This is a genomic window from Nitratireductor pacificus pht-3B (genome assembly GCF_000300335.1).
Lineage (GTDB): Bacteria > Pseudomonadota > Alphaproteobacteria > Rhizobiales > Rhizobiaceae > Nitratireductor > Nitratireductor pacificus.
The window spans coordinates 50,579-64,991 of record NZ_AMRM01000025.1 but is presented as its reverse complement, the minus strand read 5'-3'; the positions used below and the strand labels follow the sequence as shown (position 1 = coordinate 64,991).

The 14,413-nt window shown below is 62.3% G+C and carries 12 protein-coding genes and 1 pseudogene; 9 read left to right on the top strand and 4 right to left on the bottom strand.

The window, feature by feature from the left end:
- The 8 genes and pseudogenes from NA2_RS22475 to pseI all read left to right on the top strand — a co-directional run.
- Nucleotides 1–202, top strand: a pseudogene (locus NA2_RS22475) (hypothetical protein); the annotation flags it as partial.
- A 205-nt stretch (nt 203–407) separates the two neighbouring features.
- Nucleotides 408–1,736, top strand: coding sequence for a UDP-glucose dehydrogenase family protein (locus NA2_RS18595; RefSeq protein WP_008598705.1), 1,329 nt, complete (start codon nt 408–410; stop codon nt 1,734–1,736).
- Between the two features lie 164 nt (nt 1,737–1,900).
- Nucleotides 1,901–2,899 (top strand): UDP-N-acetylglucosamine 4,6-dehydratase (inverting), encoded by a 999-nt coding sequence (gene pseB / locus NA2_RS18590; RefSeq protein WP_008598704.1) that lies wholly within the window; start codon nt 1,901–1,903, stop codon nt 2,897–2,899.
- A gap of 2 nt (nt 2,900–2,901) precedes the next feature.
- A complete protein-coding gene (pseC, locus tag NA2_RS18585) occupies nt 2,902–4,062 on the top strand; it encodes a UDP-4-amino-4,6-dideoxy-N-acetyl-beta-L-altrosamine transaminase (protein WP_008598702.1) in 1,161 nt (386 codons plus the stop codon).
- A gap of 22 nt (nt 4,063–4,084) precedes the next feature.
- On the top strand, nt 4,085–4,774 hold the full coding sequence (gene pseF, locus NA2_RS18580; protein ID WP_008598701.1) for a pseudaminic acid cytidylyltransferase: 690 nt from the start codon (nt 4,085–4,087) through the stop codon (nt 4,772–4,774).
- Nucleotides 4,744–5,907, top strand: a complete 1,164-nt coding sequence (pseG, locus tag NA2_RS18575; protein WP_081582729.1) for a UDP-2,4-diacetamido-2,4,6-trideoxy-beta-L-altropyranose hydrolase — start codon at nt 4,744–4,746, stop codon at nt 5,905–5,907. The genes pseF and pseG overlap by 31 nt, the downstream gene beginning before the upstream one ends.
- 44 nt (nt 5,908–5,951) lie before the next feature.
- Nucleotides 5,952–6,095, top strand: a complete 144-nt coding sequence (locus tag NA2_RS22050; protein WP_157188309.1) for a hypothetical protein — start codon at nt 5,952–5,954, stop codon at nt 6,093–6,095.
- 73 nt (nt 6,096–6,168) lie between these two features.
- On the top strand, nt 6,169–7,215 hold the full coding sequence (gene pseI, locus NA2_RS18570; RefSeq protein WP_008598699.1) for a pseudaminic acid synthase: 1,047 nt from the start codon (nt 6,169–6,171) through the stop codon (nt 7,213–7,215).
- Nucleotides 7,216–7,268: 53 nt separating this feature from the next.
- On the opposite strand, the gene NA2_RS18565 is transcribed toward pseI, so the two are convergent.
- The 4 genes from NA2_RS18565 to NA2_RS18550 all read right to left on the bottom strand — a co-directional run bounded on the left by NA2_RS18565 (nt 7,269) and on the right by NA2_RS18550 (nt 12,786).
- Entirely contained in the window at nt 7,269–10,232 is a 2,964-nt protein-coding gene (locus tag NA2_RS18565) for a hypothetical protein (protein WP_008598698.1), read from the bottom strand.
- A gap of 51 nt (nt 10,233–10,283) precedes the next feature.
- Complete coding sequence (locus NA2_RS18560; protein ID WP_008598697.1) at nt 10,284–11,147, bottom strand: glycosyltransferase family 2 protein; 864 nt, start codon at nt 11,145–11,147, stop codon at nt 10,284–10,286.
- Nucleotides 11,148–11,209: 62 nt separating this feature from the next.
- The gene (locus NA2_RS18555; RefSeq protein ID WP_008598696.1) at nt 11,210–11,998 is read right to left on the bottom strand and encodes an ABC transporter ATP-binding protein; all 789 of its coding nucleotides are present in this window, start codon (nt 11,996–11,998) and stop codon (nt 11,210–11,212) included.
- A 2-nt stretch (nt 11,999–12,000) separates the two neighbouring features.
- Nucleotides 12,001–12,786 (bottom strand): ABC transporter permease, encoded by a 786-nt coding sequence (locus tag NA2_RS18550; protein WP_008598695.1) that lies wholly within the window; start codon nt 12,784–12,786, stop codon nt 12,001–12,003.
- 259 nt (nt 12,787–13,045) lie between these two features.
- Here NA2_RS18550 and NA2_RS18545 point away from each other — a divergent pair, with 259 nt between their 5' ends.
- Entirely contained in the window at nt 13,046–14,275 is a 1,230-nt protein-coding gene (locus tag NA2_RS18545; protein WP_008598694.1) for a glycosyltransferase, read from the top strand.
- Nucleotides 14,276–14,413 lie beyond the last annotated feature (138 nt).

Genomic DNA, 14,413 nt, shown 5'->3' with positions numbered 1-14,413 from the left:
GCTCCGAAAATCGGGAGGCACGTCAGCTTCGCCGAGGCAAAGGTCATCATCGAGGCGCGAAGGCGCTGCTACAAAACCGAGTGGCTGAACTCACTACTCGGATATCAACCGCCGGCACCAGAACCACGATATGGCCTACACCAGCAAGCGATCAGCGGCGCCATCAACTCGGGCAATGGCCGAACAACCCGGCACGTATTAAGGCTGAGACCGGACCAGCTCATGGGGCGGGCTGAGCGAGCTGATAGTTTGCAGCTTTGGTTCCGCTCTGCTATCGCTCCGCTTCCAAACGCTATCTTGAAACGGCGGTGGACTGCGGGCATCGTTTCCTCATCGGTCTCAGCGCCGCTGGCAATCACAATCGAACCCGCATTGCGCAAAGCCCGCAGAAGCATACGAGCGGACAGATGAAGATCACAGTTTTCGGCGTCGGCTATGTCGGTCTTGTGCAGGCGGCGGTGTTGGCCGAGTCCGGCCATGACGTGCTTTGCGTCGACATCGACGTCGACAAGGTGGAGCGGCTGAAACAAGGTGTCATGCCGATCTACGAGCCGGGGCTGGAGCGCCTGGTCAACGAGAATCACGAGGCCGGTAGGCTTCACTTCACTGCAGATTCCGTCGCCGGCGTGTGGCACGGCCAAGTACTGTTTATCGCCGTCGGTACGCCGCCGGAAGAGGATGGCTCGGCCGACTTGAAGTACGTCCTGGCAGTCGCCCGGACGATCGGCGCAGCGATGGACAGCTCCAAGGTGGTCGTCAGCAAGTCGACGGTTCCGGTCGGCACCTGCGACCGCATCCGGGGGGCGATCGAGGCGGAGCTGACCGAAAGAGGGGTCGCGGGGATCGACTTTCACGTCGTGTCGAACCCCGAGTTCCTGAAGGAAGGCTCTGCGGTTCCCGATTGCATGAAGCCGGACCGGATTGTCGTCGGGACCGACAGCGACGAAGCCGAAATAGTGATGCGCGAGCTCTACGCGCCGTTCAACCGCAACCATGAGAAGATGATCGTCATGGATGTGCGCAGCGCGGAACTCACCAAATATGCCGCCAACTGCATGCTGGCGACCAAGATCAGCTTCATGAACGAGTTGGCGAATATTGCCGATCGCCTGGGCGCTGACATCGAACAGGTGCGGGTCGGCATCGGCAGCGACCCGCGCATCGGCTACGATTTCATCTATCCGGGCATCGGCTACGGCGGTTCGTGCTTTCCGAAGGACGTGCGGGCGCTGATCAGGACCGCTGAGCAGGCCGATGTCGATCCGCAGATATTGCGCGCCGTCGACCGGCGCAACGAGCGACAGAAGCGCGTGCTGTTCGATCTCATCGTGGGTCATTTCGGTGCGCAGCTCGCTGGAAAGACGATCGCTTTGTGGGGGCTGTCCTTCAAGCCCAACACCAGCGACATGCGCGAGGCGCCGGCGCGCGTTCTCCTCGAAAGCCTGTGGCACGCGGGCGCCAGCGTGCGCGCCTACGATCCGCATGCGATGGAGGAATGCCGGAAGATCTATGGCGAACGGGACGACCTGACGCTTTGTCCGACGAAGGAAGCCGCGCTGCAGGGCGCCGATGCCTTGGCGATCGCCACCGAGTGGAAGAGCTTTCGCGCACCGTCCTTCGAACTGATCCGCGAGACGCTCGCGAACCCCATCATCTTCGACGGCAGGAACCTGTATAATCTCAACACAGTCGCCCGCTACGGTCTCAAGTACAGAAGCATAGGCCGTCCCGGCTGACGCCTGGGTAGCGGTAATTCCGCGGGTATCTGCATGCAAGCGGAGCGTTATGTTAAATGATTGATACAACTCCAATACGGAGCTTGCTTCCTGAGCCGCCCTCGCTCTAAAAGGCTTCTCTACTTGGGCGAAGGCCTCGAACGATGGTGGCGACTGACACAGACATGCTGACAGAGAAATCAATACTCATCACGGGCGGTACGGGTTCGTTCGGCAATACATTCCTGCCCATGACGCTGGAGCGTTATAATCCGAAGCGCATCATCGTGTACTCGCGCGACGAGATGAAACAATGGGACATGGCCAAGAAGTACGAGGGCGACAGCCGCGTGCGCTTCTTCATTGGCGATGTGCGCGACAAGGAGCGTCTGTACCGCGCGCTGGACGGCGTCGACTACGTGGTACATGCGGCAGCGACGAAAATCGTCCCGACCGCCGAGTACAACCCGTTCGAGTGCATCAAGACCAACATCAACGGCGCCATGAACGTGATCGACGCCTGCATCGATCGCGGGATAAAGCGCGTCGTAGCGCTTTCGACCGACAAGGCGAGCAGCCCGATCAATCTCTACGGCGCGACCAAGCTGGCCTCGGACAAGCTTTTCGTGGCCGGCAACTCCTATGCCGGCGGTCACGATACACGTTTTGCCGTCGTCCGTTATGGAAACGTAATGGGTTCGCGCGGTTCGGTGATCCCGTTCTTTCTCTCGATCCGCGAGCAGGGCGAACTGCCGATCACGGATGAGAGAATGACCCGTTTCATGATCACCCTCGAGCAGGGCGTGGAACTTGTCTGGCATGCCTTCGACGACATGGAAGGCGGGGAAATCTACGTGAAGAAGATTCCCTCCATGAAAGTGGTCGACCTGGCCCACGCCGTGGCGCCTGAGGCGAAGTTGAAATTCGTCGGCATTCGGCCAGGCGAGAAGCTGCATGAGCAGATGATCGGCCCGGAAGATTCCTTCTACACCTACGAATATCCCGACTATTACAAGATCCTCCCGACCATCAACAATTGGGGCTCGAGCAAGGAGCGGATCAAGGATGGCGTCAAGGTGGAAGACGGGTTCAGCTACACCAGCGACAACAACGAGGACTGGATGGGCGCCGAGACGCTCCAGGAATGGGTGATCGGCAACCGGGAGAAGATCGGGAACATATGAGTGTGATTCCGTACGGTCGACAGGATATCGCGCAGGCCGATATCGACGCAGTTGTCGAGGTTCTGCGTTCGGATTTCCTCACCCAGGGCCCCGTCGTGCCCAGGTTCGAGCAAGCCGTGGCCGACTATTGCGGTGTAGATCACGCGGTCGCGGTCAACAGCGCCACCTCGGCGCTGCACATCGCCTGCATGGCCCTGGGCCTGGGGCCGGGCGATTGGTTGTGGACCAGCCCGACGACATTCGTGGCCTCGGCCAATTGCGCCCTTTATTGCGGCGCGCAGGTGGATTTCGTCGACATCGACCCGCGCACCTACAACCTGTCTCCCGAGGCGCTCGAGCGCAAGCTCGTCACCGCCGAAAGGGATGGCCGCCTGCCGAAAGTGGTCGTGCCGGTTCACCTGAGCGGCCAGCCCTGCGATATGGCGGCCATCCATGCGCTTGGACAGCGTTACGGCTTCGCCATTGTCGAGGACGCATCGCATGCGATCGGCGGTCGCTACCGAGACGGGCCGATCGGCGATTGCCGCTACAGTGACGTGACGGTGTTCAGCTTTCACCCCGTGAAGGTGATCACTTCGGCCGAGGGCGGCATGGCGACGACCCGCGATGCGGCTCTGGCCGGGCGCATGGCGCTTCTGCGCAGTCATGGCATAACGCGCGACCCCGCATTGATGAGCCACGAACCCGACGGCCCCTGGTACTATCAGCAGGTCGATCTGGGCTTCAACTACCGAATGACTGAACTGCAGGGCGCGCTGGGCCTGAGCCAGATGGCCCGGCTGGATGCGTTCGTCGCCCGGCGCCATGCGCTGGCGCGCCGTTACGACCGGATGCTCGAGCCCCTGCCCGTGACGGTTCCCTGGCAGAGCCCGGACGGCTATTCCGGCCTTCATCTTTATGTCGTCCGCCTGCAGCGCGACAAGACCAACCGGCACCATCGCGACGTGTTCGTTGCGATGCGGGACAAGGGCATCGGCGTCAATCTGCATTACATCCCCGTTCACACCCAGCCCTACTATCAGCGTCTAGGTTTCAAGCCGGGCGATTTCCCGCAGGCCGAAGCCTACTATGCGGAAGCCATCAGCCTGCCCATGTATCCGACCATGAGCGAGGAGCAGCAGGATCGGGTGGTCGACGCTCTGGAAAACGCCTTCGAGGCGTGAGGCAGGAGAGAGGCACATTGAGATGAGGCTGGCGGTCATCCCGGCGCGCGGAGGCAGCAAGCGGATTCCACGCAAGAACATCCGACCGTTCTGCGGACGGCCCATGATCGCGTGGTCCATCGACGCGGCCCGCGGCAGCGGATGCTTCGACAAGATCATCGTTTCCACCGACGACGAGGAGATCGCGGCGGTCGCCAGGCAATGCGGCGCCGAGACGCCGTTCATGCGGCCGGCAGAGCTTTCTGATGACCATGCCGGCACCGTGCCGGTCATCGCCCATGCGGTGGAATGGCACCGGCAGAACGGCGTAGCGCCCGACAGGGTCTGCTGTCTCTATGCCACCGCCCCGTTCGTGCAGGCGGAGGATTTGCGCACTGGACTGAAGATGCTGGAAGCCGAAGACTGCGCCTATGTCTTTCCCGTCACGAGCTACCCTTTTCCGATCCAGCGCGCCGTGCGGTTGACGGGCGAAGGGCGCGTTGAGATGTTCAGTCCAGAGCATTTTTACACGCGCTCCCAGGATCTCGAGGAAGCCTACCATGACGCCGGCCAGTTCTACTGGGGGCGAGCCGGGGCATGGTTGGGGGGAGAACCGATCTTTTCTCCCGGTTCGATCCCTCTGATCCTGCCCAGCTATCGCGTTCAGGACATCGACACGCTCGAGGATTGGAAGCGGGCGGAATGGCTGTTTCAGGCATTGCAGGCACGATGAAGATTGCGGAGAAAATTAGGATCGCCTTCCGCGCCGATGCATCCCTGGCCATCGGCACGGGGCACGTGATGCGTTGCCTGACGCTGGCCGAGGCGCTGCGCGAGAAGGGCGCCGACATACGCTTTGTCTGTCGCCAACACGAGGGAGAGCTCGGTGTATTGATCGAGGAGCGCGGTTTTGCGCTGCGCCGCCTCGCGGCTCCGCGACCGGGGGAGCAGGCGGCCGCCGACGGGCCGGCGCACGCTTCCTGGCTTGCCGTCGATTGGCGGCGAGACGCGGACGAGACGCTGGCGGCGCTCGACGATTTCCGTCCGGACTGGCTGATCGTCGACCACTACGGCATCGATGCGCGCTGGGAGAGCCGCCTTCGCGATCAGGCTGATGCAATCATGGTGATCGACGATCTCGCCGATCGCGCGCATGATTGCGACCTCCTGCTCGACCAGAACCTGGTGGCGCTGCGCGACGAGCGCTATGCGGGCAAGGCTCCCGAAGCCTGCAAACTCCTTCTCGGGCCGTCATATGCCTTGCTTCAACCCGATTATGCGCGGTTGCGGCCCCGTGCGGCGTTGAGGGAGGGATCATTGCGCCGGCTCCTTGTCTCCTTCGGCGGCGTGGACAAGGACGGATTGACCCTGCAGACGGTCGAAGCGCTTCTGGCGCTGGATCGGCCAGAGATGTCCGCCGATATCGTGCTTTCGGCCTCGGCGCCGCATTACGCGCAGGTGGCCACGCTGGCGGAAAATCACGCGCGCCTGCGGCTTCACGAGCGTCTGCCGAGCCTGGCGCCCCTCATGCTGGAGGCCGACCTGGCGATCGGCGCGGCGGGAGCGACCAGCTGGGAGCGACTGTGCCTTGGCCTGCCGTCTCTCGTGGTGAGCCTCGCCGAGAACCAGCGCCCGATCGCCAACGAGCTTGCGCGAAGCGGTTTCGTGATCTGGCTCGGACATTGCAACGAGGTCGGCGCCGCCGAGATCGGCCGAGCTCTGGAAGAACTGGCGACGACGGGACTCGATGGCGCTTGGTCGGCGAGGTGCCTTGGCGTGGTGGATGGACGAGGCGTCGAACGGGTCGTGAATGCTGTGATGGAAGCCATGAATTCCGCAGAGAAGGTTCAGGAGCGTTCTCTGTGATGATATCCCTCTTCTCGCGCGCTTGAGAAAGGTGTTTTGTGCCTATGCCGATCTTTTGGAAGCACGATTTCGAGAGGGGCGGCCGTGAGCACTTCCGCGCGCGAATGGTGGTCAGCCTCCTGAGGCACGAGATGATCGAACGGCTGTGGCGCATCGGCGCGGTCTGGAGTTTCCCACGCGAGGCATAGTTCCGCCTCGAAAATTCCCAAGAACGGCGAAGTAGAATCGGCGCCTAAACCAATCTGTAGCGGAAGGTGAAATATGTTTATCGGAAATCGCAAGATCGGTCGCGATGCTGCCCCTTTCGTGATCGCCGAGATGTCGGGCAACCACAATCAGTCGCTCGATCGAGCCCTGGAGATCGTCGATGCCGCCGCTGCCACCGGCGCTCATGCCTTGAAGCTGCAGACATACACGGCCGACACGATCACGCTCGACGTTCGCGGCGGAGAATTCGATATCAAGGACAAGGAAAGCCTTTGGACCGGTAGGAACCTTCACGATCTCTACAATGACGCCCACACGCCTTGGGATTGGCACGAGCCGATCATGCGGCGCGCCAGGGAACACGGCATGCTGTGCTTCAGCACGCCATTCGACGAGACGGCGGTCGATTTTCTCGAGGAACTCGATGTTCCCGCCTACAAGATCGCTTCCTTCGAGAACATTCACCTACCATTGATCCGCAAGGTCGCAGCCACCGGCAAGCCGATGATTATCTCCACCGGGATGGCGAGCCTGGCGGAACTGGATGAGGCGGTAGAGGCAGCGCGTGGGGCCGGCTGTCAGGATCTCGTCCTGCTGAAATGCACGAGCACCTATCCGGCGACGCCTGAGAACACCAATGTCCTGACCATACCTCATATGCGCGAGCTGTTCGGTTGCGAGATCGGTCTTTCCGACCACACCATGGGTGTCGGCGTCGCGGTGGCCGCGGTCGCGCTTGGAGCAACCGTGGTGGAGAAGCATTTTACGCTCAGCCGGGCCGACGGGGGCGTCGACAGCACCTTCTCACTGGAGCCCGCGGAAATGGCTTCGCTTGTGACGGAAACCGAGCGCGCATGGCAGTCTCTGGGTATGGTTGCCTATGGGCCGACCAAGGTCGAGGAAAAATCGCTGGTCTTCCGCCGTTCGATTTACATCGCGCGCGACGTTGAAGCCGGCGAGGAACTGACGGCTGAGAATCTACGCATCGTGCGACCGGGGCATGGCTTGGCACCGAAGCATTTCGAGATGCTTCTCGGCAAGCGCGCCAGCCGCGAGCTGAAAGCCGGCACTCCGGCAAGCTGGGACATCGTGATGTCGTGATTCCGCGCCGGGGCGAGGCGCGGCTTGCCGAGCTTTTCGGATAGGCTCCTGTACTATCGCATTGTCGGCATGCCGTCCTGAGCCCAATCATCGAGCACGCTGCCGATATCGAGTGCCACCGCTCCCTGGCGACGCGCGTGACCTGCGAATATTTTTCCGATGATGCCGCCCGCGACGAGCACCAGGTCGCCCGGCCGGGACAGTGCGTCGAGTTCGCCAAGCAGGGCAGGGTAGACGAAAGGCAAGGATTCATCGCCGCCGTGATACTTCTCGTTGAGAGAAGTCTTGTGATGGGTCGGTATGGCGACGAGTTCGACCTTGCGTGCTTCGCGGAGCGCCGGTGGCAGGCTTTCCCGTCGCACGCTGCCGACGACGACGACCCTGCCGGCCAGATCGATCAACGGCTTGACGGTCTCCATATCGCCAAAGGCTGAGACGTTCACCTTGTCCTCGGCTATCGAGGCGCTTGCGGAGAGCAGAGGCGCCACGCCGTCGAGAACCTGGAGCAGCCCGCGGCCCTGTATCGACAGCGCCAGGGACCGGCTCGAATCGGTATGATCCCTGATGAAACGATACACCGAGGGAATGCCGACGACGTCGGCTTCGGCCACGGCGGCGCGGGCTCCCTCGCGGATCGCCGCGCGCAGATCGGCGGTAAGCTCCACGCCCCACCAATGGCGCTCGCGGTTGGCCGCGTCGGAGGCATCGAAAAAGGGGCCGTCCGGGAACAGGTAGCCCTCGCCGTCGCTGAGACGAATGAGGGAAAAGGCCTGGCCGTGGCGAAGCGCGTCCCGCGCCAATGATAGCAGCTGATCGGCCTCCGCCGCGTTCGTGCGCGTATCCATGAAGCGCATGCGGGGACGTAGCGCGTCATAGGCCGGCTTGACGGAGGCGGCGAACTCCTCCGCCACGCCGCGCGGCGCCACCTGCGAAAACCGCTCCTCCGCTTGAAGATGGTTCCATTCCCCGGAGGCATTGCGGTCGAGGGCGTCCATGTTGTCGAATTTGAGCCGGTCGAAGGGGGAGGCGCGCTTATCGAACACGGCACGCATCCGCTCGACTTCCGCCGCATCCGCGCCCGATCGGCGCAGCTTCCGAAGCACGTCGATCTGCTTGTTGACGGGGAGGTTGCCTGGATGAAAGACGGAGGCGTTCGTCCAGAACGCATCGAGCTGTTCGACCGTGCCGAAGCGCAGTATGGTCGACAGCAGCGAGCGTTCGAGATGCCGCATCAATTCCTTGTCGCCTTCCAGGCGGTAGATCGACGCGGCGATCGCGTCGAGCTCCTCCCGGTCCGGCGCCAGATTTGCCAGGTCGAGTTTCTTCAGATAGGCCCAGGTGCCGGCGGATGCGCCGAATGGCCAGCGCGACAATCCCTCGAAGATCGTTTTCAAGGCTGGGTTGCGCTTCTGGAACATCTCTTCGATGGCCAGGATCACGTCGACCGCTGGGAAAGCCCGGATCTTTTCGTTCAGGAGGAGCCAATCGGCCGGATCGTTCAGATCGCTCAGCGTTCGCTCGATGAACATCACCGAAGCGGCCCGGCCGCTGGTGTGGCCGATTTTCAGATCGGTGTTGGATACGAGGAACGTCATCGCCCGGGAGACAAGCCCCTGGTTCGCGTTGATCAGCCTGATCAGCGCCGGTTTGACAAACCCTTTGATTCGCTCACGGCTTCGGCCGAAGGCAGGCATCGGCGGGAGGTGTTTGCGGAAGGAGGAACCGACCGCATGCCCGCCCGCCAGGCTGCGCATCGCCTGGATGAACTTGGCTTTCTCCTCTCCATGCGTTTCGTCGGCGGTCGGATCCCACCGCGCATAGCGCTCCAGCCAGGTTTCGCTCAGTTCGTACGGACGCCAGAACGCCTCGGCCAGCATCCGCCGGTCAACCTCGATCGTGACACCATCCTTCACGAACCCGTAATAGTCCCGGTCGACCGGGTCGAAGTCGAAATTCTGGTAGACCGGGATGCCACGATGCAAAAGCTCCATGGCCACGGAAGAATTGCCCACGAGCGCCACATGATCCCAATCGGGGATCGTATCGATCAGGGTGGTGTAGGCCGTGTCGATCTGGTCCTTGAGCGGTCGTCGCGCGCCGGGATGCTGCTTGATCAGGATTCTCTCGATCGCCGGGTTGGCATGCAGGATGTCGATCGTTTGCCGCAACTCGTCGGCGCGCACCGTCGATGTGGGATAGATGACGACAGATGCTCGATCGCCGCGGGATCGCGCAAGCCGCTGCCGGGCGAATGCGTCGCCATGACGAGAGATGACATATGTTTCACCCTCCACCGGACCGATCTGCCGGTAGACGTCAAGCGATTGCGCGTTGCGCAGCACGCTATGGTCGAAATCCAGCGGCGGAAAATGCTGCGAGACTTCCGCGTGCTGCAGGTAGATGCGTGGAACGTCCATCCCCTTCATGATCATCGAAAGGGCGACGCGAACAGGCGAGTGATCGTTCGCCTGCACGAGAGCCGCCGGCGCGACTGCCTTCTTGTCGGTGAAAGCGATCAGGAAGCCGAGAAAGGAGCGGCTGTAGAGGATTTGCTGGCGAACGAGACTTGCCGTGATCGCAGTATGGGATCTGTAGAACGAACGGATATCGTCGATCACGGCATCGAGCGCCGCCTGCTGCGGAGCTGAAAGGGACGTGCAGGAATAGCGGTGGCAGAACGAATAGTTCTGGCTTGCGAGCTTGGGAACGATACCACCGAGCAGGGTGTCGAAGAAGGCGAATTCCTGTAGGTTGTTTCTCGATCGGCCTTCGCACACGAAGCCCTCGAAGCGCGGCCGTATGATGTTGATTGGCAGCGTTCCTACCCGCGAACCGGCCATCTGGATCGCGTGCCGGCGCCGTTCCGCAATGCCGAGTGTGTCGTCGAAGAGCGCGAGCTCGCTGTCCGACAGCTTTTCGCCCATGAGGGCGTCGTAGTTCGGATTGCCGTCGATGATCCTGGCGACCCGCTGTAGCCCTTCGCGGTGAAACCGGAGCATACGTGCATTATCGATCATTACTCGGTTTTCCTGCACATTCGGTGGCTCTCCGGTCGCGGCGTCATGCGATCAACGCCTCTCGGGCGCGCCGCCGAACAGCAGGCGGCAAAGCTCGTGCACCTCGACGAGCCATATCCGCAGCAGCACGCCGATTGCGATGAACCTGTACTTCAACGAGTGTCGGTCGGCGCGCAGAAAATGCCAGGCGCCGCGGACGGGTGGCAGAAGGGTGGCGAGCATCCACTGACGCTTGCGTGCGGGCGCGCCGGCCATCACCTGCCCTCCCTTGACGCGTCGGGCCTTGGTCGTGATTTCCGCCCAGCTCGCCCGTGCCGGATGGTCGACTCGAGCCTCCGGTACATAGAGGATCGGGTGGCCCTTGCTACCCGCCCGCCGGCAGAAGTCCGCATCGCCACCCGAGAAGCGGCTCTCGTCGAAGCCGTTCAGCTCGTCGAACACCGCCCTGGACACCGCGAGATTTGCGGTTGCCGCATAGCCGCGTCCGACATAGCGGGACTGCGGAATGCCTTTGACGATGTCGTATATCTCGCAGGGGCCGGGACGCTGCGATACCGGAACGATCTCGACCGATCCCGCCAGAAGGGTCTCGCCGGCGGTTCCTTGTTCCGCCGCGTCGGCCAGCGCCCGCAGCCATTGGGGCGAGGGCATGCAGTCGGCGTCCGTGAAGGCCAAAAAGGCGCCTTTTGCCTCGCGGACGCCATGATTGCGCGCCGCATAGGAGCCGGGCTTCGGGCAGTGCAGAATGTGCGTTCGAGGAGGCATGTCCTTCGGCACGATCACATCGCTCGACCCGTTGTCGACGAGGAGCGTCTCGAACCGATCCTGCGGGAACTCCTGGCGTTCCAGGCATGCAAGCAGCTTCGGCACGAGAAGCCAATGCTGATAGACCGGAACGATCACGGAGAAACGCATGGATCTTCAACTCTTTCCGGTGTGTGGCCAGCGGCGTGCGGAGGCGGACGCCGTTTCGCCGTTCAGTTCGGTTTCGCCGCCGCATCGTTCGATGGTTTGACAGTCTTTCGCTGCTTCATCCATTCCTGATACTCGGGGTAAACGTCGCCCACCTTCCCTTGAACGCGAATCTCACCTTGGTCGAGCCAGACGATCGTTTCCACCCATTCTTCGAGAACGCGTCGCGAATGGCTGGCGAGCAATAGGATCTTCGCCCTTTCTATAAGCTGGGCCTGAAGGCCACCGATCGCCGCACTGAGCGAAGGGTCCGCGGCATTCACCCACTCGTCCATGACAAGAATCTCGCCGCGCACAAGCCGCAGCAAACTCATCACCAGCCGCGAGCGCATGCCTGCGGAATAGGCTTGAATCGGCAGCTCGAAATATCCGCCGAGGCCGGAGAGTTGCTTCACGTCTTCCACATGGCGGGCGATCGACCGCTGCGGTATCCTCATATAGAGGCATTTCAGCTCGGTGTTCTGACGCCCCGTGAGGCTGGCCTTCATTCCCGAGCCCAGGGCGAACTGCGGGCTCACGCGCCCTTCGATCGTTATCCGGCCCGCATGCGCCGCGAGGGCGCCGGCGCAGAGCTTGAGGAGGGTTGATTTGCCCGAACCGTTGATGCCGATCAGTCCGACGCGGTCGCCGTCTTTGAGCGACAGCGAGATGTTGCGCAGCGCTGCGATCTCCAGATAGCGCTGGCCGATGAGGATCTGGGCGCCGACGGCGCCGCGCTCAATGCTTTTCGACACATCGCCCTGCTTGCGCAGAAAATAGCTGACGCTGACGTTCTCGATCTCGATCTTTGCCATTGCTATTTCAGGTTCCTTACGAAGCCTTGCGAATGGTGGTAGGCCAGATAGCCCGCCAGGCACACGACGATCGAGACCGCCGCGACCACCAGCCATGTCGTCGGGTTGAACGCTTCGATGCCGAAGACCTGGCGCGGAAGCGAGAGATAGTAGGCGGCCGGATTATACTTCATCAGGAAAGCACGTGGTCCGCTGGTGACATCGGCCGCACTCCAGAAAACGGGTGATGCGAAGAACATGAAGCGCGTTCCGACCGTGAACGTCATTTTGAAATCCGGGAAGAAAATCGTCACCATGTTGACGAGATAAGCGGTGCCCAGGGAGGTGATGATACTCACGATCATGAAGGGTGCGAACAGGGCGAGGCTGAGTCCGAGGTAAGCCGGCCGCAGGATGAGGATTAACAGAACGAGCGGAGCGAGGTTGATGAAATAGATGAACAGCCTGTCCACGAGAAGCTTGCCAAACAGGCCGGCCATGGAAAGGTTGTTGTGAACCGCGAATTCGAGCCGCCCCTGAATGACGTCCGTGCTTCCGGTGATCGAGGAGGCGATGAAGCCCCAGAAGACGTAACCCGCCAGAACGTAGAGGAAGAAGTCAGCCAGCGGCACGGTTTCGGAATGTCTGAAGATCAGGGCCAGCATGGACGTGAAGATGAGGCTGGACAGCGGCACCCACAGGATCCCCAGATAGGTGCCCTTGTGGTCGGATTTCGCCTCGAGATAGCTGATGTGGAAGAGGCGGACGACGCCGGAAAGAAAGGGCCGGATGCGTTTCCAGATTGCCATGGGGTCCGTTAGCTTGCTCTATGCTTCTTCATCGAGAGGCTTACCGGTTACAGGATGCCACCGCAACCTCTCTCGGGGGTCGCCGAACCAGGCAATCCCTGTCCCCAGGCACCGCATATCAGCGCCTGTCCGGGGCAGAAAGAACACGGCAACGGATGGCATCGACAAAGCGGATGATGGAACCAGAATATCGACCTTCAAGGAGGAATGGGTCATCGGCGAGGGGTGAGGGCCCGCGCCGCCGATGAGGATATGGATCGTGCGGGATCTGGAGCCGCTGCCGACGGACCCGGGAAGCCCGCGCCTCCTGCGGGCCGGCATGCTGTCGGCGACGCTGGCTGCGGCGGGTCACGAAACCACCTGGTTTACCTCGACCTTCAACCATTACTCGCGGCGCCAGCGCAGTGCCGGCCGTCTCGAGCCGGGCGATCATCTGGCGATCGAGGTTCTCCCCGCGCCGGGCTACAGGCGCAACATCGGCCTGCGCCGCCTGCTGCACAACCGCAGATTCGCGCGGGAATTCCTGCGCGCCGCGGAAAGAGCCGCGCGCCTGCCGGATGTCATCGTCGCCGACCTGCCGACCACGGACGCGGCCAGCGCCGCCATCGGTTTTGGGCGAAGGGCAGAAATTCCGACGATCCTGTCGATCCGCGACCTCTGGCCGGATTTCTTCGCCGACTTCATGCCGCCGCTTCTCCGGCCTTTCGTCCGCCTCGGCGTGATGCCTCTCGACCGGCAGGCGAGGTTTGCCTGCGGACATGCGGATTCGCTGATCGGCATCTCGGAAGAGTATCTGAACTGGGGGCAGGCGAAGGGTGCGCGCAGGCGGACGGAGCTGGACCGCGTGTTTCCGCTGGGCTTCCTGCGTCCGCCGGATGCGTCCGCGGCGGAGACGGCCGGCGTACTCGAAAGGTTGGGCGTCGGGCAGGGGCAGCGTATCGTCTCCTTCGTCGGTTCCTGGGGCGCCACCTACGATCTGGAACTCGTGCTTGAGACGGCGCGCCGCCTGACCGACCGCCGGGACATTGTCTTCGTGCTCGCCGGAAACGCCTCCGAGCGCCCCGAACTGAAGCGCGCCTTCGAAGCGCTGCCCAATACCGTTTTGCCCGGCTGGCTCGGCCCGGACGAGGTCGCAGCACTCCTCGGCGCATCCGATGTCGGCCTTTTGCCCTATGCGAAGAACGCGCCGCAGGGCCTGCCCAACAAGGTCTATGAATACATGGCCTACGGCACCTATCAGGTGGCGACGCTGACCGGCGAGGCCGAAAACCTCTATGCCGAAACGGCGGCGGGACGCAGCATCGCCGACGCCACGCCCGCCTCGCTCGCCGCCGCGATCGGCGATGTGCTGGCCGCCCCGGAGATCGCCGCGGCGCGGACGCGGCGGCGGGAAATCTTCGACACGCGTTTCGACGCCAGGAAGGTCTATGCAGGGATGACCGACCACATTGTCGAGGTCGCTGCCACGCGCGCTGCGCGTCGCGGTTAGAGCGTTCTGCAGTCAGGTGGCATCACCTGACGCCCGCATGATCGCGAAAAAACAATGAAGCAGATCTCATTTTCCGGGACCCGTCCTCTGTGACCGGGCGGAACGAACCTGCTGCGAAACATGCTGCCACTGGCGGAG